The sequence below is a fragment of the Marinomonas sp. 63XJN7_9_ISO-PGPR-S23-217 genome (assembly GCF_056173515.1).
This window is the reverse complement of sequence record NZ_CM149678.1, coordinates 2,870,392-2,888,268: the sequence shown is the minus strand read 5'-3', so window position 1 is coordinate 2,888,268 and position 17,877 is coordinate 2,870,392. Positions and strand designations below refer to the sequence as shown.

The window sequence follows — 17,877 nt, the reverse complement described above, 5'->3', positions numbered from 1 at the left end:
TTGCCCCATAGAATGAAATCTCACTTTTCATAGAATCGAATCGCGTTTTTATAGAGGAGATTGTATGTTGCTATTTTTCAATAGGAGTAGGTGAACATGAAAAAAGTTCTCTTTAAGAGATTGCAGTCGCTCACTGCAATTCTTGTTTTGAACACAATGCCTGTAAGCTACACACAGGCAAGTACGGTTTTTTCGACTCAGCCCGCCTCATCAGGCATTGTTGTAAATGAAAGGAGAGAATCCCGAGGTACTTCTTCTCCCCACGTTACTTTACAGTCCTTGTATTTTCAAAACTCTTTAGATCGCATAAAACGTGATGCGGAGTCTAATAATGCTTCTTACCACGTGGCACTTGCCATGGTAGAAGAGGCTTATCAGGATCATTTTGATGAGGTGTTAGATACCTATGAAGCGGCCTTGAAAAATGCGGCAATCAATCAGGATCCCAAGCTTGTTGTTGAAGCAAAAACGTCAGCAAAAACCGAACTGGCCCAACTGAAATCGATTCGCAGTAAAAAACTGGATGAATTTGCTCGTCAGTTTGGTGCGGTATAAGGTTTTTTAATGGTTTTCTAGACTTGCGTTTGAATCTGTTCTCTTTTTTGAGGGTTAGTTGTAATTTTTTTAGCGATTAATTCCATGCTGTTATATTCTTTACAGAGCGTTTATCTATCAGCTAACTGAATGAAAAGAGAAGGAAAGATATGGGTTGGTATCTGGTTGCCTTTAAGAAATATGCCGTGTTTTCAGGTCGTTCGTCTCGCAAAGAGTTTTGGTATTTTGTTATGGGTAATATGATTGTCAATCTATTGCTCAGTCTCTTGTTTTTTGTGCAATCCTTCTTATCAAAATCATTGATCACCTTAGATCAATTAATGATCGTTGTTTTGGTGTTTAACTTTTTGATTCTATCCCCAACCATTGGGGTGAGTATCCGCCGTCTACACGATATAAACCGCTCTGGTTGGTTTATCTTTCTTAATGTAATCCCTGTATTTGGTACCCTCTTACTGATCTTTCTCTTATCTTTAGAAGGCTCGATTGGTGATAATCGATTTGGTGAAGATCCAAGCTGGATAACATCAAGGAGCGCTCCAATTACCATTTGATAATTTAAATATATAATTTATCAAAAATATCATAATACAAAAAGGCGACAGCAGCTCAGCTCTCCTCCTCGGTCGCCTTGTTTTCATTTCTCTGTTAAATAGGTGTTGTTAACGAGATTATAAAAAAAACTCTGGGTACGTTTTTTTAATTTCCTCGACTTTGGATAGTGTGCCACTTAAGTGTTCACGCATCGAGTCGACTGCTTGGATGGGATCGCCGGAAGTAATGCTTTGGATTATTTTTCTATGAGATAAGATAACACCGCGTACTTTTCCCTCTGAAGGGAGATGTAAACGGCGAATGCGGTCCATATGTCCAGATCGAGAGCAAATAAGCTCATATAACTGGCTTTGGCCGACAGCGTCAAACATCGAGGAATGAAATAATCTATCTAATTTGCTAAATAGGTTTATGTCCTCTGCGTTGCCTCCAATTAAGCTTTCTTGCATATCCACTAACATGGTTAAATGAGACAGTAGTCTACTGTCTTGATGTAATGCTAAACATCTAACCACTTCGAACTCCAACGCTTCTCGCAAAAAATGATTCTGTTCTAATTGCTGTATATCAATGTAGCTTACTTCCGTGCCGGATTGTGGACGAACCTTAATCAAACCAACTTGCTCTAGACGAAGTAGGGCCTCCCTAACGGGGGTTTGGCTGACGTTATACTCTTTACAAAGGTCAACCCTAGTTAAGGGAGCGCCTGGAGGAAGTTCTAAATTAGTGATTCTTCTGTGTAAGTCAGCGTAGATTCGGTCTACTGCCGATTTGGGTGTTTCATCTAGATGATCAAGATACTTTTTGATCAGCTCTATGCTGTGTCTTTCTATCATATTGGCATGTTTATCTAGTGTGATTATTGGGGCACTCTGCCGATTTGTTTGTTTGCTTTTTGCCGATAATGCCATAAGTACGCATAAAACGATTGCACTTTATAACTAATATATTAGTATATTAAATGCTGTATTAGCTAATATATTAGTTGGTAAGTTATGCATCCTTAACAATAAATCTAAAAATAGTGGGAGCGGATAAATGAGATTGCAGGCCTTTCCCATAGCGACTCTCGTCGTCTTTATCTCTTTTACTGGATTGGTGTCGCTTCATGATTAGAGTCATCGCGGCGGCGGATGTTATGTTCAATCTGTCGATTAGTGCTTTATTTGCTAATAAGACATCATTTATCTCGGAGAAAGGTTATGTCACTTATTAAATCAGTGGAAGTCACCCCAATTGCTTTTCGTGATCCACCGTTACTCAATGTCTATGGTATTCACGAGGCGTGGGCGTTGCGGACTATCATTGAGGTACATACGGAGGAGGGGGTGTATGGTTTGGGGGAAAGCTATGGTGATCAGCAAACCATCAGTCAGTTGAAACAAGTCGCTCCCCATTTAATAGGCATGGATGTGTTTCATCTAAACGCCATTCGTCAGAAAATCGAACAAGTTGTTACCTTACCTGACCCAAAATCAGGTCTTGAAATTGCGCCAGGAACATTAGGAGCCACCACAGTACCCCGTATTTTTTCTGCTTATGAAGTCGCTTGTCTGGATGTCATGGGGAAACTCACTGGACGTCCTGTATGTGATTTGCTTGGCGGAAAAGTGCGAGACGAAGTGGATTACAGCGCTTATTTATTCTACAAATACGAACGTCATGGCTTTACTAACGATTCTTGGGCCGATAAATGGGGTGAAGCGCTGACGCCTGAAGGGATTGTTGCTCAAGCGAAAAAAATGATAGGAGAATATGGCTTTCAATCCATCAAGCTGAAAGCAGGCGTTTTCGAACCATTAGAGGAAATAAAAGCACTAAAAGCATTACGTGAGGCGTTTCCTGAATTGCCATTACGCATTGACCCCAATGGTGGTTGGTCTGTTGAGATGACGAAGAAGCTATTGCCCGAATTTAGCGAAGGGTTGCTGCAATACCTAGAAGACCCTGCGCCAGGGAAAGTCGCCATGGGAGAGGTGAGTGCGGTTACTGATATCCCGTTGGCGACCAACATGTGTGTCATTGGGTATTTTGATGTGCCAGAAGCTATTGAACGCGACGCGGTGCAAGTGATTCTTTCCGATCACCATTATTGGGGGGGATTAAGAGCGACGCAAGAATTGGCAAGACTCTGTAAAACCTGGAACATTGGCTTGTCGATGCATTCTAATTCCCATCTTGGTATTAGTTTGATGGCCATGACCCACGCTGCTGCGACGATTGAGAACTTAACATATGCGTGTGATACCCATTATCCTTGGCAGGAAGAGGAAGTAATTAAAGGAGGAAAAATCAAATTTAACAATGGCGCTGTTGTTGTGCCGGATAAGCCAGGTTTGGGTGTTGAGTTGGATCGTGAGGCACTGGCTGCTTTAGCGGAAAACTATAAAAACTGTGGGATTCGAGAGCGTAACGACGTGACTGAAATGCAAAAATACCAGCCAGATTGGCAGGGCACAGTACCGCGTTTTTAGTAGGTGGCGGTATATTGATGGGGTTGGCGTAGAAGATTAATGTTTTTTCAGGTGACGTTGATTCATGGTGATGCTGAACTGGTGTCGTTGGTAGGTGGTTGTTCTTATATGCTAAGTGTTATAAAAAATGCCCTATCTTGCTTATTGTTTACTGAAAAATGACTCTTATTGGGGGCATAATGCTTTGGTTTTCATAAAGCTAATGTCTGATTATTAAGGGATTATTGGTTATATGTTAGACAAAACATAAGGGTAATAGTCCAGATTAGGAGTCTAACTGCTTTATTGCCCAGTCCTACTCGAATGATAGTAAATCGTTTATTTTACTGCTTCATATAGAGTTGTACTTCTCTCAACTTTCATTTTTAACGAGTATACAGTATGAAAAAAATCTTTTTAGGTATGATGGCGACCGCTGCCCTTTCTATGTCCGGTGCTGTTTTTGCGCATGCTCATTTGAAATCGGCTTTCCCGGCTATAAATGGTGTTGCGACTAACTCTCCTGCCAACCTTGTCTTGAAATTTAGTGAGGGTCTTAATATTCATTTTACAGGGGTGAAATTACTGAATGGAAAGCATCAGCCAGTTAAAACAGGGGCAGCATTATTATCTGATAGCGATGATAAAGCGATGGTTGTACCTTTACCTGATGCCTTGGCTAAAGGCAAATACACAGTAGAGTGGCATGCTTTGTCGAAAGACGGGCATAAAACAAAAGGTCATTATACTTTTGTCATTAAGAAATAAAGCTGCGTGGATTTAACGGTTCATTTGGCATTAGTCACCAGCCGCTTCATTTTAGAAGCGGTTGGTTCTTTGGTGTGGGGGATGTTACTTTATCCTGCTATTTGTCTGCGGGCAGAACTTACCCAAGTGTTACCGTCTCCCATTCTTAAGCTTATAACCCCCTGTGTTTGGGTGTTAGTTGGTTGTGTTCTCGTTACTCTTCCTATCAATATTGCGATGATCGGTGATGGCTGGTCAGATGTATTTTCTGACTCTTTATGGTGGCCTGTTATAACTGAAACCTCAGCAGGTCTTGCTTGGCAAATAAGTATCATGGGGTGCTGTGTACTCCTGCTTGCGAACGTTTTTGCCGTCAAGCTAAGACTGGAATATAAAGTACTTCTGTTATTGCTTGGTGTAGGGCTTATTTTAGTGAGCTTTTCTTTTACGGGTCATGCTCAAATGAATGAAGGATGGCGAGGGTTAGTTCATCAACTCTCAGATATTCTTCATGTCCTTGCAGGGGCTTCTTGGGTAGGGGGATTATTCGCTCTTTATTTTGTTCTTAAGGCCCTTGATGACACAGAAAATCCTTTGCCTTTAATCAACGCGGTCCAGGGCTTTTCTCGCCTTGGTATGGTATCCGTTAGTATTATCGTTTGTTCTGGCGCGCTTAACACTTTATTGATTCTCGGGTATTTACCATTTGGTTTGCAAAACACCTATCAGATAATGCTGACAGGGAAAATACTCTTGGTAGTACTAATGATAGGGTTGGCGATTCGTAATAAGGTGGTATTAACACCAAGGCTTAGTCAATCCGATCTACGACAAGAAAGCATAGCGTCACTTAAAAAAGCGACCATGCTTGAATGGTTTTTGGGGATTTTGGTAATTTTAGCCGTCGCTATATTTGGTGTCTTAGATCCCCATGCGGGGGATTTTTAATTAAGTTGCGACTTAGTTTGAAGCGAATCAAATAAAGGCAAGCCATATTCTGGCTTGCCTTTTTGGTATGTTGCATTTAATGCTTAGTTTAGCTTTCGTAGCTGTCGATCGGTGGGCATTCACAGAGCAAGTTGCGGTCACCATAAACGTTGTCGATACGACCAACACTCGGCCAGTATTTACGCCCTTTGATCCAAGGTAATGGGTATGCTGCTTCTTTTCGCGAATAAGCATGGTTCCATTCCATGTCTAACAGACTGTCTGCTGTGTGCGGAGCATTAACGAGAGGGTTGTCTTTTAAGGACCATTCACCCGACTGTACTTTACTGATCTCGTTGCGGATTTGAATCATAGCATCGCAGAAACGATCAAGCTCTTCTTTGCACTCGGATTCTGTCGGTTCGATCATCAATGTGCCAGCAACAGGGAAAGACATCGTTGGTGCATGGAAACCAAAGTCCATTAATCGTTTAGCAATGTCTTCTTCGCTAATGCCAGATTCTGCCTTGATTGGACGAATGTCGATAATGCATTCATGGGCAACTGTGCCATTTTTGCCCGTGTAAAGCACGGGGTAATGATCGGCTAAACGCTTGGCAATGTAGTTGGCGTTCAAAATGGCGTTAAAGGTTGCATCCCGCAGGCCTTTGTCGCCCATCATTTTGATGTACATCCAAGTAATAACAAGAATGCTTGCGCTACCGTACGGGGCTGCGGAGACAGCGCCATGCTGCTCTGTCATGCCCATGACTGGTTCAACGCTATGACCTGGAAGGAAAGGGGCGAGGTGTGATTTAACACCGATTGGTCCCATACCAGGGCCACCACCACCATGTGGAATGCAGAAGGTTTTATGTAGGTTCAAGTGGGAAACATCACCACCAAATGCACCAGGAGGGGCGATACCAACAAGTGCGTTTAAATTGGCGCCATCGATGTACACTTGTCCACCGAATTTATGGACAATCTCGCATACTTCGCGAATATGTTCTTCGAATACACCATGAGTAGATGGGTACGTCGCCATGATGCAGCTTAGTTCGGCGGTGTGCTTTTCTGCCTTCTCAGCAAGGTCGACCAAGTCAATGTTGCCATTTTCATCACATTTCACAATCACGACTTTCATGCCAGCCAAGGCTGCAGAGGCTGGGTTTGTGCCGTGGGCAGAGCTTGGAATCAAACACACATTTCGAGTGTGGTCGCCACGTGACTTGTGGTACTTGTCGATAGCGAGTAGGCCTGCGTATTCCCCTTGAGCGCCTGAATTTGGCTGAAGAGAAATCGTATCGTAACCTGTGGCTTTTGCGAGCATGTCGATCAACTCAGACAACAGGACGTGATAGCCTGCTGCTTGGTTTTTCGGTGCGAATGGATGGATGCTGCCGAACTCCGCCCAAGTGACGGGAATCATTTCAGACGCCGCGTTTAGCTTCATGGTGCAAGAACCAAGTGGAATCATGCTTTGGTTCAAGGCAATATCTTTGACTTCGAGTTGGTGTAGGTAGCGCATCAACTCGGTTTCGCTATGATGAGAGTTGAATACGGGGTGCGTTAAGATGGCATCTTGGCGCAGTAAGCTTTCATCAAAGCCAATGCCAGCGGCACTTGAGTCGATATCATTTTGGTTTAATGTTATGCCAAAACACGCCGCTAGATCGATCACATCTTCTGTTGTCGTCGTTTCGCTGAAAGAAATCGACAAGGCACGATCAGACACTTGAAAAAGGTTGATCAGTTTCGCTTGAGTTGCCTCAATAATGCTCTGTGTTTTGTCTTGGGTATCGACAACAAGGGTGTCAAAGTAGTTGGCGTTGGTCGTAAAACCTTTCTTTTGCAATGCTGTTGCAAAGCAGTGGGTTAGGGCAGCAACGCGAGAAGCGATTTTCTTTAAGCCAGCAGGACCATGATAAACGGCGTAAAAGCCTGCCATCATGGCGAGTAGTGCTTGAGCCGTACAAATGTTGGAGGTGGCTTTTTCGCGACGAATGTGTTGTTCGCGAGTCTGCATCGCCATGCGAAGGGCAGGTTTGCCGTAGCTATCTTTAGAAACGCCAATAACACGACCTGGCATAGAGCGTTTGAACGCATCTTTGGTTGCTAAAAATGCCGCATGAGGACCGCCGAATCCCATTGGTACGCCAAAACGCTGTGCACTGCCGAAAACAATATCCGCTCCCATATCCCCTGGGGATTTAATTAGCACAAGGGCTAATAAATCGACGGCAACACTGGTCAATGCATTTTGCTCATGTGCTTGAGTGATAAGATCGGTTAGATCGATAACCTCGCCATTGATGCCTGGGTATTGGAAAATGGCACCAAATACATCGTAATTGCCTAGGTTGTCGTTATTATCAACAACTACTTCAATGTCCAGTAGTGCGGCACGTGTTTTAATAACATCAATGGTTTGTGGTAGTAACTGGTCTGAAACAAATAAGATGTTACTTTTTTTGCGGTTAGAGCGCTTCATTAGCGTCATGGCTTCGGCAGCGGAGGTGGCTTCGTCTAACAGTGAAGCGTTAGAGATTTCCATGCCGGTTAAGTCAATAATCACTTGTTGAAAGTTTAAGAGGGCTTCCAAGCGACCTTGCGAAATTTCAGGTTGGTAAGGGGTGTAAGCAGTGTACCAGCCCGGGTTTTCTAATAGGTTCCGTACAATAGGCGAGGGGACATGTGTATCGTGATAGCCCATGCCAATAAAGGAGCGTGCCACCGTGTTTTTGCTGGCAATGGCTTTGAGCTGTTTTAGTGCGTCGCTTTCACTGGCAGGCTGGGTAGACAGGTCAAGGTTTGCCTGACGAATTGCTTCGGGTATGGTTTTTTCAATCAACGCATTTAATGAGTCGACACCAATTGTCTGCAACATCAGACCTTGTTCAGATATGTCAGAGCCAATGTGGCGTGCGATGAATTCGTCATTGTTTTGCAAATCACGGATGCACGAGGTCATGGTAATAATCACCTATTAAAATAAAGCAGGAGAGATGGGCTCTCTTAGTGTTAGCTGCAACATGTTTTAGCGGCAAGGTGCGTGCTAGCATAAGAGAGCGGATAACAGAATTATTCGATACTTGACGCGTAGCCGTCTGCATCCAATAACTTACTCAGGTCAGCGCCTTCAGAAAGCTTGATTTTAGCAATCCAAGCGTCTTGGTATGGCGATTCGTTGATTAACTCAGGTGAGTCGTCTAACGCTTCGTTGATTTCGATTATTACACCCGAGACAGGTGCATAAATGTCAGAAGCGGCTTTGACAGATTCAACCAATGAAAATTGTTCGGTTGCAACGGTTTCGGTGCCAACTTCAGGTAATTCAACATAAACCACGTCACCTAAAAGGTCTTGCGCATGGTCTGTAATGCCCACGGTCACAGTGCCGTCGCCATTATCCAATACCCACTCGTGAGAATCAGCGTATTTTAGGTTGTCTGGAATAGTGCTCATATCTTTGCCCCATTAAAAAATAACCCGAGATGTTTAGGCTCGGGTTGTTTGTGATTAGCGATATAGAGGGAAGCGCTTGCAAAGCTCTTTTACTTCTGCAAGTACACGGGCTTCCACTTCTGGATTGCCTTCTGGTTTTTCTACCAAGCCGTCTAGCACGTCACTGATCAAATGGCCCACTTTGCGGAATTCTTCTTCACCAAATCCGCGAGAGGTCGCCGCAGGTGTGCCAAGACGAATACCAGAGGTAATCATTGGTTTTTCAGTGTCGAATGGAATGCCATTCTTATTACAAGTGATGCCAGCTCGTTCGAGGGCTTTATCAACAACGTTACCTTTTAGGCCTTTTGGACGAAGGTCTACAAGCATCAAGTGATTATCTGTACCACCTGTAACGATATCACAGCCACGCTCCATCATGACTTCTGCTAATACTTTCGCATTGGCAACGACTTGATCAATGTAGGTTTTGAATTCAGGTTTTAACGCTTCACCAAATGCAACCGCTTTGCCAGCAATTACATGCATTAATGGACCGCCTTGGTAACCTGGGAAAACCGCAGAATTGATTTTTTTGCCAAGATCAAGGTCATTAGACAAGATCATGCCGCCACGAGGGCCACGTAGTGTTTTATGTGTTGTGGTGGTGACGACGTGGGCATATGGCAGTGGTGAAGGGTGAGCGCCTGTTGCAACAAGACCAGCAATGTGAGCCATATCGACAAAAAGATAAGCGCCAACTTTATCGGCAATTTCACGGAAGCGTTTGAAATCGATCACACGTGGGATGGCAGAACCGCCAGCGATGATCATTTTGGGTTTGCATTCCAATGCTTGTGCTTCAATAGCATCGTAATCCATCAACAGGGTTTCAGGGTTCACTTGGTATTGAACAGCGTTGAACCATTTGCCCGATTGAGCTGGTGGCGCGCCATGAGTCAAGTGACCACCAGCGTCTAGAGACATCCCTAAGATCGTATCACCTGGTTGCAGCAGTGCAAGCATGACGGCGCCGTTAGCTTGAGCGCCTGAATGTGGTTGAACGTTGGCAAATTCGCAGTTAAAAAGTTGCTTCGCACGGTCAATAGCAAGTTGTTCAGTGACGTCAACCGCTTCACAACCACCGTAGTAGCGACGATGAGGGTAGCCTTCTGCGTATTTGTTTGTTAGAACGGAGCCTTGAGCTTCTAAAACGGCTTTAGAGGTGATGTTTTCAGAAGCAATCAATTCGATGCCAGTTTCTTGACGATTTTGTTCTTCAACAATGGTCGCGAAAAGTTCTGGGTCTCGTTCAGCCAGTGATTGACTGAAAAAGGCTTCGGTGTTGGCCATGGTATAATTCCTCTTAAATAAACATTTCTGTCCAATACGATAAATCGTTATCCAATGATAACATTTGAGCCGTCCAAGATGATGAAAAAAGATCATCTTTATAAGAGCGCCGATCAATGACCGTTATGCGTCAACTTGCCATCATCATAACGAAAAAGTTTCCGATTGGAAACAAGAAATAAACAAGCAAGTACGACATTTTAAAGTAACAAAAAATACTGACCATTTGGTTAATTCTATAGACCGCTTCTGAGGCTTAATCTTCTTCAGTCTAGATTAAATTGTACGGATCACTTGTAAAATGGGTGTTTTTTTAGATAATCTGTTTCCAATCGGAAACAAAATTCTCTAAATCATCGAAAGGTCTGTTTTATGAAACGTACCCCTCTATATCAGCAGCACATTGCTGCAGGCGCCAGAATGGTTGAATTTGCTGGTTATGAAATGCCTGTCCAATATCCCCTTGGCGTTAAAAAAGAACATTTATGGGTTCGTGAAAATGCGGGGTTATTTGATGTTTCGCACATGGGACAAGTGATGCTGCGTGGTGCCAATGTTAAACAGGCCTTTGAGAAAATTGTCCCTGTCGATGTCTTAGGTTTGCCAGAAGGTATGCAGCGCTACGGTCTGTTTACCACAGAAAATGGTGCTATTTCAGATGACCTCATGTTTGCGAATTGGGGTGAGGCGCTTTTTGTTGTTGTTAATGCTGCTTGCAAAGACAACGATATTGCTCATATGAAAGCGTCGCTGGTTGGTTGTGAGGTTGAGGTGATTGATGATCGTGCCTTATTAGCCATCCAAGGACCCAAAGCGCGTGAGGCATTTGCTCGCTTGGTACCAGATGCGGCTAAGATGACATTTATGCAGAGTACGCAGTTTGAATGGCAAGGCATTGAATTGTGGGTAAGTTGCTCAGGTTATACGGGGGAAGACGGATACGAAATATCTATCCCCAATGAGCATGCTCAGATTTTAACGGATGCTTTGCTTGATATGCCTGAAGTGGAGTGGATTGGCTTGGGGGCTCGTGACTCTCTGCGCTTGGAGGCTGGGCTATGTTTGTATGGTCATGATATCGATACCAGCACAACGCCAGTGGAAGCGTCACTGAACTGGGCCATTCAACCCGTTCGTCGTCTTGGGGGCGAACGTGAAGGAGGCTTTATCGGGGCGAATGTGATTTTGCCTGAATTTGCTAACAAACCAAACCGCAAGCGTGTTGGCTTTTTAGTGGATGGTAAGGCGCCTGTTCGTGAAGGTGTTGAGATCATTAATGAAGCTGGAGACGTGAAAGGGACGGTGACCAGCGGAGGATTTTCTCCTAGTCTGTCGCAGCCTATTGTCATGGCGTATGTTGAAACACAAAGCTTAACGGATGAGACGCCGTTATTTGCCAATGTTCGCGGGAAAAGCATTCCATTGATTCAAACCAAAATGCCGTTTGTGCCTGCCCATTACTTTAGAGGTTGAAAGTTTTAGAGGTTGAAAGTTTTAGAGGTTGAAGGTTCTAGAGGTTAAGAGTTTCAGAGGTTAAGAGGATAAGGACTTCAGAAGTTAAAAGCATCGGAGAGTTAAGCCCTCTATTCAAAGACTACACAATGCGCCTCATTGGGTTGTATCCGCTGGGGCGTTTTTTTTATGGCTATTCAGCATTTTTCTACGGACAAGCCTCAAATGCTGAATAGCCCACACATTGTAAATGTGTAATAATTTCGCTTTTGATATTTTAGTCTCCGGAGTGGTGCTTTTGCTAACAGCTAAACAACTGATTGAGGCGTTTAATGCCTGTTTTCAATCGGATTTTAACACTGTGCTTGTGAGTGGCGCTGATGAGCCTTTATATCTTCCTCCCACCAAGACGCATCCAGCCTTATTGTATTTTCGCTTAGATTATCCATCCAGTGCGCTTCATGAAATCAGTCATTGGTGTATCGCTGGTGATGAGCGGCGCAAACTGGAAGATTATGGATATTGGTATGAGCCTGATACGCGCACTGAAGAGCAGCAACGGCTTTTTGAAACGGTCGAAGTTAAGCCGCAAGCGGTTGAGTGTTTCTTCCATTGGGCTGCGGGTATGAGGTTTCGTGTGAGCGTTGATAATTTGGCATTACCAGAGTATGACGCTAGTGTTTTTGAACGTGCTGTTTATGAACAAGTAAAACGTTATCTAATGTCGGGCTTGCCTCAGCGAGCTCTCACTTTTTCTCAGTATCTGTTGTCAATGCGTTGCTCAGATACGGACTTTGATAGGTACATGAACCAGCAATATGAAAATAATTGCCGATGAAAATATGCCCAACGTGACCAAGTTGTTTTCAGCTTTTGGTGAGGTTGAATTGGTCAATGGTCGTACATTAACTAAAGAACAAGTTAAAGGTGCTGATGTTCTATTGGTGCGCTCTGTAACGAAGGTATCGCCCGAACTGTTAAAAGGTTCCCGTGTACGTTTTGTAGGAAGTGCTACTATTGGTGTAGATCACATTGATACTGAGTATTTAGCAGAACAAGGCATTGCCTTTAGTAGTGCCCCAGGTTGCAATGCCGATGCGGTGGCGGACTATGTTTTTAGTGGATTAGGTTTTTTGGCATTAACAAAAAATCTCATGTGGTTGAATAAAAAAATAGGCGTGATTGGTTACGGTAATGTTGGTAAGACGGTATTTGATCGTTTTGCTGCATTGGGTTGCGATGTGTGCGTTTATGATCCAATCAAACAGGCAGAGTATGCTAGCAAGAATATAGGCTCAGTGCCGTTTGTTTCCTTGGCTTCAGTCATGGCTTGTGATGTGATTTCCTTGCATGCCCCACTGACGAGAGACGGTGATTATCCGACCATTGGTATGGTTGGTAAGGAGCAACTGCGACAAGTAAAAGCGGGTACTGCGATTATATCGGCTGGTCGTGGTGGTGTAATCGATGAATCGGCCTTGCGAGAGTTATATAAAGAACGGCGTGGCGATTTGCATTTAATTTGGGATGTTTGGCAAGGGGAACCTGACCTTGATGTTGAGACCTTGGCTATTGTGGATATTGCGACGCCACATATTGCAGGGTATAGCAAACAAGGTCGTGAAAAGGGCACTTGGATGGTCTATCAAACATTTTGTCGACATTTCAATATCGACAATCAAGTGTCATTAAGAGATGCCATTAGTCCAGGGCGGCTGCGTGCTGTGTCACTACATGACGATTTAAGCGGCGAAGAATTGTTGGCCCGCGCTGCGCATGCGATTTATGACGTGGCAAGGGACGATTCCCGTTTGCGATTTAACTATCGCCGCTATGCTAATAAGACAACCTTTGATTGGTTGCGTAAGCATTATGTTGAGCGGGATGAGTTCGCCACTTGCATAGTAGAGCCGTCAAGTGAACAGGCTCTTACAAAATTGAAAGCAATGGGGTTTTAAGGTGTTTTTATCTCAAGACCTGTTGAGGAGCGTTGTCCCAGTGGGGAGCAGGTCTTGATATCGATTACAAAAATGAGAAGAGAGCATTTCATGTCTGGAGTAAGACAAGTAGATTTTGATGAATTGGATGTACCGATAGGGACAAGCGTACAGTTGGAGTTTATTTCTCCACCAGGTCGATATATGGTGAGTGTCTTGGGTGCTATTCCTGGCCGCTCACTTATTCTGTCTTGCCCTAAAGTGAATGGTAAAAATATTCTGGTACGTGAAAGTCAACTCGTAAACATTCGTGTCATGCTGGACACCGAGGTGTGTGCGTTTAGTAGTAAAGTGGCAAAAAGTTATTTGGAGCCAGGGCCTCATATTCATATCGCCTACCCTGAGTATGTGGAAGCATCAATGGTTCGGACTGCCGCTCGAGTAGAGACGAGATTAATCTGTCGCTTAGAGCCAGTTGATGGTTCGGACTCGATTCCAGCGTTTACAACTGGCGTATTGGTGGATCTTAGTCTTGGTGGGGCCAAGTTGGTGTCCAAGGAAGATTTTGGTCTAGTGAGTCAGAAGCTTAAAGTGTCTTTAGGTGTGAATGTGGCCGGTTATCATGTGGCGTTAAAGCTTGATGGTGAAATTCGCTCTCAAGAAATACAGATGCTTGAGCAGCTTCAGGCCAGTCTGGTTGATAATGAGTTCTTAGAAAAAATGAATGCAGAGTACTTTTATGTTTATGGTGTTCGTTTTGAGAATATAAGCCGGGAGGCCGCGATCACCCTAAAAGCTTTTATTTTGGAAACGCAAAAAAGTCGGCTCAATTAACGACACATCAATCAACGAACGATGTTGTTGGATAAATGAGTTGCTGGTCTCAGAAGAGGCCAGCAACCCGATACACTGTCCTGTCTAAGACGTTTTATAAATAGTAAGATGCCAAAGGCGGGAAGCCGTTGAACTCTACTGCGCTATAAGTTGTGGTGTAGGCACCAGTTGATAGCCAGTACATACGATCACCAATCGCTAAGTTCAGTGGCAAACCATATTTATAGTGTTCATATAGAATGTCTGCACTGTCGCAAGTTGGTCCGGCAATAATCACCTCTTCTAATTCCCCTTGTTTCTCAACATGAATAGGGTATTTAATCGCTTCGTCTAAGGTTTCGATTAAACCAGAGAATTTACCCACATCAGTGAATACCCAACGATTAAGAGCCGTATGGGATTTACGGGAGATCAACACTACCTCACTGACTAATACTCCAGCATTAGATATCAAAGAGCGTCCAGGCTCTAGAATGATTCTTGGCAAATCGGTGCCAAAGTCTTCTTCCAAGAAGCGTGAAATTTCTTCCGCATAGGTTGCAAGGTCATTGGTGCGGGCGATGTAATTTGCGGGGAAGCCGCCGCCCATGTTGATCATTTCTAATTGGATGCCATCTTCTTCTTTCAAGCGTTCAAAAATGACTTTTACGCTGGCAATGGCTGCATCCCAAGCCCCGATGTCGCGTTGCTGAGAGCCAACATGGAACGAAATTCCGTAAGGAATCAAGCCAAGCTCTTTTGCAAGAATCAGTAGATCCATTGCCATGTCCGGACGGCAGCCGAATTTTCGAGATAAAGGCCAATCAGCTGTGACAGTGCCCTCGGTCAAAATGCGCACATAAACACGAGAGCCTGGCGCGGCTTTAGCGATATTGCGTAAGTCTGCTTCGGAATCGGTAGCGAACATGCGTACGCCTTTCTCGTAGAAGTAACGAACGTCTTTAGCTTTTTTAATGGTGTTACCATAGCTCACGCGATCTGGCGAAATCCCACCAATAGAAAACAGCTTATCTAACTCATAACGAGAGGCGACATCAAAGTTGGATCCACGGTCACGTAATAGGGTTAGAATTTCGGGGGCCGGATTCGCTTTAATCGCGTAAAACACATCCGCAATAGGGAAGCCTTTCGTCAGCTCGGTATAAGCCTCATCGATCATTTGTGTATCAATCACTACAAAGGGCGTTTCTTTGGTATCAGCAAATGCTTTGAAGCGCGCGAAACGTTCTGGGGTATAAAAAGAATAGACGTCAGTAGTCATGGGCTAAAGCTCCTTATCTGGCAAAACATAAACCGTATAAAAGTAAGAACGTCTTTACCTCCCTCCATCCTACTTTAAGCTGTTACTTATCCGGCTCTAAGGCCTTAAGCGACTAGCGCAGCAGTTGAAGCGGTGCGGATTATGTTCAGCAATGACGCGGGCGAAATTTAAAACCCAAGGGGTCTCGCGTCAAGTGTTTTTTTTGTCTCAAGAAAGGAAAGTGTAGTTAGGGATGGAGCAGGAAGAAAGCATGAATTTTTTGTGACTAAAAAATCCATGCTTTGATGGGTTAGGCTTTTGCTAATCGTTTGTTTTGTATATAAAAAATACCACTTCCTATAATAACTGCCCCAATAAAGTAAAAGCCTTCTTGAGGGTTGTTAACTAAAGCGGTTAGGCCTGGTCCTGGACAGTAACCACTCAACCCCCAGCCAATGCCAAATAGAGCGCTGCCGATAACCAGCTTAGCATCAATGTGAGTATGGGTTGGGACAGACCAATTTTTAGCTAGCCAAGGGGCTTGACGGCCATTTTTGATGGCATAGCTTATAACCCCTACTACAATAGCGGAGCCCATTACAAAAATTAAAGACGGGTTCCAGTTGCCGAAAATGTCTAAAAAGCCAAGAACGACTGCAGGGTTAGTCATTTGCGATAACGCGAGGCCGACACCAAATAAAATGCCGCAAAATAGCGTAATTAATATCATCATAATCAGGACCTTATTTCGTGATCATCACGGTTAAAATAGCTGTCACCATAAATATGGCGGTTGCGGTCAAAGAGCGAATCGAACCACGGGAAATGCCACATACGCCATGCCCACTGGTGCAACCACTACCAAGGCGAGTTCCATAGCCAACGAGAAGGCCAGAAGCAATCAATAAAAGCGGGCTTCTGGGATCGGGAAAGGGTACCGTCTGGTGAGTTAAAACACCGTAACTTGCGCCACCAACAACGGTGCCGACAAGAAATATAAGAGGTAACCATTTTGTATTCATGCCAGGTGGGCCAAACAATGCTTGGGACAACAGGCCACTGATGCCCATAATTTTACCTGTTGCTAACAAGTAAATGCTTGCTGAAAGACCAATGCAAAGCCCGCCAAGGATGGGATAAAGTATGTCAGTCATGGTGGTAATCTCGTTGAGGTTGTCTGAGAAGATAGTTAATAATATATCATAATAGAATAAGCTTATTCTGTTAAGTTTCGTATGAAATTAAAGGATTAATCTAGGATGCTATTTGTTTTTTTAATGAATATTCTCTTCTTCCATCGTCTTTGAACATTAGTTAGTTACTATGGGCATAATAAATGAACCTATTCATGGTGTGGGATGTCTGATTTAAGTAATGATGCGTTGCTGTGGTTAGGCGCTCCAAAGGAAACTGCGCAATGTATTTTTCTCATGCCAAATAAGCCTGTGTTGCCGCCGGATTATGATGAGGCCTTTTTGTCTTATCCGAATGTTCCCTTGCTGATTGAATTAAATGGGAATCATTGGCGTAAAATATTCACTATTATAGCGAAGTTGTTAGTGCCTTTGCAGGAAGATTGGCGATATTATCGAGATGAGTGTTTATTTTCTCGTTGTGCGATCATTTGGGATAAGCACCAGCTTGAGGAGTATTACGCGGCGAGTGATGAGGTCAGTCAAGAATGTGTTGTGTTTATCGTTGGTAATACCTTTCGTCAAGACATAGCGATTGATGAAAGGGCGACGGTGGTGGGAGACAAACAGCAGGCTGCTTTTTATGACCATCAAGTTTGGTGTCCATACCTTGATTACCGTCAGTTCCCCAACCGTTTGATTAGTGAGTTGCGTCATCAAGTTCTAGATAATTTACTGGAGAATTCATGTTACAAGCATTAAAAAGCCTTTTTCAGGTATCTACTGAGCCCCATGAGCGTATCTCTTATCAAAGAGCAGTGGCAGCGCTCATGATGGAGGTTATTATGGCGGATGATGACGTCAATGAAAAAGAAGTCACTCAAATGAAAGACTTCCTAAAAGGCGTGACGGATTTAGGAGATGATGTGGACATGCTTTTTGAAGAAGCAAAGGCGGGTATTAAGGAGGCGAACGATCTTTATCAGTTTACTAAAGTGATAAATGATAATGCCTCTTTAGAGCAAAAAATGGAATTGTTGATTGGCTTATGGCGAGTTGCCTATGCTGATGGTGATGTTGACGCCTACGAAGATCATCGTATTCGCTCTATTAGTGATCTGCTGTTCATGCCTCATTCAGAATTTATTCAAGCTAAGTTGATTGCGCAAAAAGAAATGCAAAAGTGATTGATTCTATGTATTAATAAAAACTATTAAGTTAAAGCTTTTTTAAGCCTAGATGGG

18 protein-coding genes are annotated in these 17,877 nt (G+C 43.8%); 11 read left to right on the top strand and 7 right to left on the bottom strand.

The window, feature by feature from the left end; genetic code table 11:
- The first annotated feature begins 96 nt into the window (after positions 1-96).
- Together AC0VYI_RS13475 and AC0VYI_RS13470 are read left to right on the top strand one after the other, a co-directional pair.
- The gene (locus AC0VYI_RS13475; RefSeq protein WP_199475815.1) at positions 97-555 is read left to right on the top strand and encodes a hypothetical protein; all 459 of its coding nucleotides are present in this window, start codon (positions 97-99) and stop codon (positions 553-555) included.
- Positions 556-704: 149 nt separating this feature from the next.
- Complete coding sequence (locus AC0VYI_RS13470; protein WP_475443497.1) at positions 705-1,109, top strand: DUF805 domain-containing protein; 405 nt, start codon at positions 705-707, stop codon at positions 1,107-1,109.
- 117 nt (positions 1,110-1,226) lie between these two features.
- Here the strand turns inward: AC0VYI_RS13470 and AC0VYI_RS13465 are convergent, their stop codons facing one another.
- On the bottom strand, positions 1,227-2,021 hold the full coding sequence (locus tag AC0VYI_RS13465) for a GntR family transcriptional regulator (protein ID WP_475443495.1): 795 nt from the start codon (positions 2,019-2,021) through the stop codon (positions 1,227-1,229).
- Positions 2,022-2,312: 291 nt separating this feature from the next.
- Between AC0VYI_RS13465 and AC0VYI_RS13460 the strand changes: the two genes are divergently transcribed.
- The 3 genes from AC0VYI_RS13460 to copD all read left to right on the top strand — a co-directional run bounded on the left by AC0VYI_RS13460 (position 2,313) and on the right by copD (position 5,258).
- Complete coding sequence (locus AC0VYI_RS13460; RefSeq protein WP_475443494.1) at positions 2,313-3,584, top strand: glucarate dehydratase family protein; 1,272 nt, start codon at positions 2,313-2,315, stop codon at positions 3,582-3,584.
- Positions 3,585-3,965: 381 nt separating this feature from the next.
- Entirely contained in the window at positions 3,966-4,331 is a 366-nt protein-coding gene (gene copC / locus AC0VYI_RS13455) for a copper homeostasis periplasmic binding protein CopC (protein ID WP_475443492.1), read from the top strand.
- Positions 4,332-4,337: 6 nt separating this feature from the next.
- Positions 4,338-5,258, top strand: a complete 921-nt coding sequence (copD, locus tag AC0VYI_RS13450) for a copper homeostasis membrane protein CopD (RefSeq protein ID WP_475443490.1) — start codon at positions 4,338-4,340, stop codon at positions 5,256-5,258.
- Between the two features lie 88 nt (positions 5,259-5,346).
- Here copD and gcvP read toward each other — a convergent pair whose 3' ends face one another.
- The 3 genes from gcvP to glyA form a co-directional block, all read right to left on the bottom strand.
- Positions 5,347-8,211 (bottom strand): aminomethyl-transferring glycine dehydrogenase, encoded by a 2,865-nt coding sequence (gcvP, locus tag AC0VYI_RS13445; protein WP_475443489.1) that lies wholly within the window; start codon positions 8,209-8,211, stop codon positions 5,347-5,349.
- A gap of 110 nt (positions 8,212-8,321) precedes the next feature.
- Positions 8,322-8,705 carry a glycine cleavage system protein GcvH gene (gene gcvH, locus AC0VYI_RS13440; RefSeq protein ID WP_199475809.1) on the bottom strand — a complete coding sequence of 128 codons (384 nt, stop codon included), beginning with the start codon at positions 8,703-8,705 and terminating at the stop codon, positions 8,322-8,324.
- A 54-nt stretch (positions 8,706-8,759) separates the two neighbouring features.
- Entirely contained in the window at positions 8,760-10,037 is a 1,278-nt protein-coding gene (glyA, locus tag AC0VYI_RS13435) for a serine hydroxymethyltransferase (protein ID WP_475443487.1), read from the bottom strand.
- A gap of 372 nt (positions 10,038-10,409) precedes the next feature.
- On the opposite strand from glyA, the gene gcvT reads away from it, so the two are divergent.
- The 4 genes from gcvT (at position 10,410) to AC0VYI_RS13415 (ending at position 14,260) form a co-directional block, all read left to right on the top strand.
- Positions 10,410-11,510 (top strand): glycine cleavage system aminomethyltransferase GcvT, encoded by a 1,101-nt coding sequence (gene gcvT, locus AC0VYI_RS13430; RefSeq protein WP_475443485.1) that lies wholly within the window; start codon positions 10,410-10,412, stop codon positions 11,508-11,510.
- A 271-nt stretch (positions 11,511-11,781) separates the two neighbouring features.
- Positions 11,782-12,327 (top strand): elongation factor P hydroxylase, encoded by a 546-nt coding sequence (locus AC0VYI_RS13425; protein ID WP_475449820.1) that lies wholly within the window; start codon positions 11,782-11,784, stop codon positions 12,325-12,327.
- Positions 12,308-13,447 carry a 4-phosphoerythronate dehydrogenase gene (locus AC0VYI_RS13420; RefSeq protein ID WP_475443484.1) on the top strand — a complete coding sequence of 380 codons (1,140 nt, stop codon included), beginning with the start codon at positions 12,308-12,310 and terminating at the stop codon, positions 13,445-13,447. The genes AC0VYI_RS13425 and AC0VYI_RS13420 overlap by 20 nt, the downstream gene beginning before the upstream one ends.
- Positions 13,448-13,537: 90 nt before the next feature.
- Positions 13,538-14,260, top strand: coding sequence for a flagellar brake protein (locus AC0VYI_RS13415; protein ID WP_475443483.1), 723 nt, complete (start codon positions 13,538-13,540; stop codon positions 14,258-14,260).
- A 94-nt stretch (positions 14,261-14,354) separates the two neighbouring features.
- On the opposite strand, the gene AC0VYI_RS13410 is transcribed toward AC0VYI_RS13415, so the two are convergent.
- The 3 genes from AC0VYI_RS13410 to AC0VYI_RS13400 form a co-directional block, all read right to left on the bottom strand.
- A complete protein-coding gene (locus AC0VYI_RS13410; protein WP_199475803.1) occupies positions 14,355-15,521 on the bottom strand; it encodes a type III PLP-dependent enzyme in 1,167 nt (388 codons plus the stop codon).
- A gap of 289 nt (positions 15,522-15,810) precedes the next feature.
- Complete coding sequence (locus tag AC0VYI_RS13405; RefSeq protein WP_199475802.1) at positions 15,811-16,233, bottom strand: DUF6691 family protein; 423 nt, start codon at positions 16,231-16,233, stop codon at positions 15,811-15,813.
- A 10-nt stretch (positions 16,234-16,243) separates the two neighbouring features.
- Complete coding sequence (locus AC0VYI_RS13400) at positions 16,244-16,654, bottom strand: YeeE/YedE family protein (RefSeq protein WP_475443480.1); 411 nt, start codon at positions 16,652-16,654, stop codon at positions 16,244-16,246.
- Between the two features lie 204 nt (positions 16,655-16,858).
- Between AC0VYI_RS13400 and AC0VYI_RS13395 the strand changes: the two genes are divergently transcribed.
- Entirely contained in the window at positions 16,859-17,395 is a 537-nt protein-coding gene (locus AC0VYI_RS13395) for a DUF6942 family protein (protein WP_475443479.1), read from the top strand.
- Positions 17,380-17,820, top strand: a complete 441-nt coding sequence (locus tag AC0VYI_RS13390; protein ID WP_199475799.1) for a tellurite resistance TerB family protein — start codon at positions 17,380-17,382, stop codon at positions 17,818-17,820. Before AC0VYI_RS13395 ends, AC0VYI_RS13390 begins: the two co-directional genes overlap by 16 nt.
- Positions 17,821-17,877: the final 57 nt, after the last annotated feature.

What these genes read in the sequence shown, in the direction of transcription:
- AC0VYI_RS13405 (WP_199475802.1), bottom strand. Translation starts at nt 16,233, where the DNA reads ATGATGATATTAATTACGCTATTTTGCGGCATTTTATTTGGTGTCGGC.
- gcvH (WP_199475809.1), bottom strand. Translation starts at nt 8,705, where the DNA reads ATGAGCACTATTCCAGACAACCTAAAATACGCTGATTCTCACGAGTGG.
- gcvP (WP_475443489.1), bottom strand. Translation starts at nt 8,211, where the DNA reads ATGACCTCGTGCATCCGTGATTTGCAAAACAATGACGAATTCATCGCA.
- AC0VYI_RS13395 (WP_475443479.1), top strand. Translation starts at nt 16,859, where the DNA reads ATGTCTGATTTAAGTAATGATGCGTTGCTGTGGTTAGGCGCTCCAAAG.
- AC0VYI_RS13420 (WP_475443484.1), top strand. Translation starts at nt 12,308, where the DNA reads ATGAAAATAATTGCCGATGAAAATATGCCCAACGTGACCAAGTTGTTT.
- AC0VYI_RS13465 (WP_475443495.1), bottom strand. Translation starts at nt 2,021, where the DNA reads ATGGCATTATCGGCAAAAAGCAAACAAACAAATCGGCAGAGTGCCCCA.
- AC0VYI_RS13460 (WP_475443494.1), top strand. Translation starts at nt 2,313, where the DNA reads ATGTCACTTATTAAATCAGTGGAAGTCACCCCAATTGCTTTTCGTGAT.
- AC0VYI_RS13390 (WP_199475799.1), top strand. Translation starts at nt 17,380, where the DNA reads ATGTTACAAGCATTAAAAAGCCTTTTTCAGGTATCTACTGAGCCCCAT.
- AC0VYI_RS13400 (WP_475443480.1), bottom strand. Translation starts at nt 16,654, where the DNA reads ATGACTGACATACTTTATCCCATCCTTGGCGGGCTTTGCATTGGTCTT.
- AC0VYI_RS13415 (WP_475443483.1), top strand. Translation starts at nt 13,538, where the DNA reads ATGTCTGGAGTAAGACAAGTAGATTTTGATGAATTGGATGTACCGATA.
- copC (WP_475443492.1), top strand. Translation starts at nt 3,966, where the DNA reads ATGAAAAAAATCTTTTTAGGTATGATGGCGACCGCTGCCCTTTCTATG.
- AC0VYI_RS13410 (WP_199475803.1), bottom strand. Translation starts at nt 15,521, where the DNA reads ATGACTACTGACGTCTATTCTTTTTATACCCCAGAACGTTTCGCGCGC.
- AC0VYI_RS13470 (WP_475443497.1), top strand. Translation starts at nt 705, where the DNA reads ATGGGTTGGTATCTGGTTGCCTTTAAGAAATATGCCGTGTTTTCAGGT.
- glyA (WP_475443487.1), bottom strand. Translation starts at nt 10,037, where the DNA reads ATGGCCAACACCGAAGCCTTTTTCAGTCAATCACTGGCTGAACGAGAC.
- gcvT (WP_475443485.1), top strand. Translation starts at nt 10,410, where the DNA reads ATGAAACGTACCCCTCTATATCAGCAGCACATTGCTGCAGGCGCCAGA.
- AC0VYI_RS13475 (WP_199475815.1), top strand. Translation starts at nt 97, where the DNA reads ATGAAAAAAGTTCTCTTTAAGAGATTGCAGTCGCTCACTGCAATTCTT.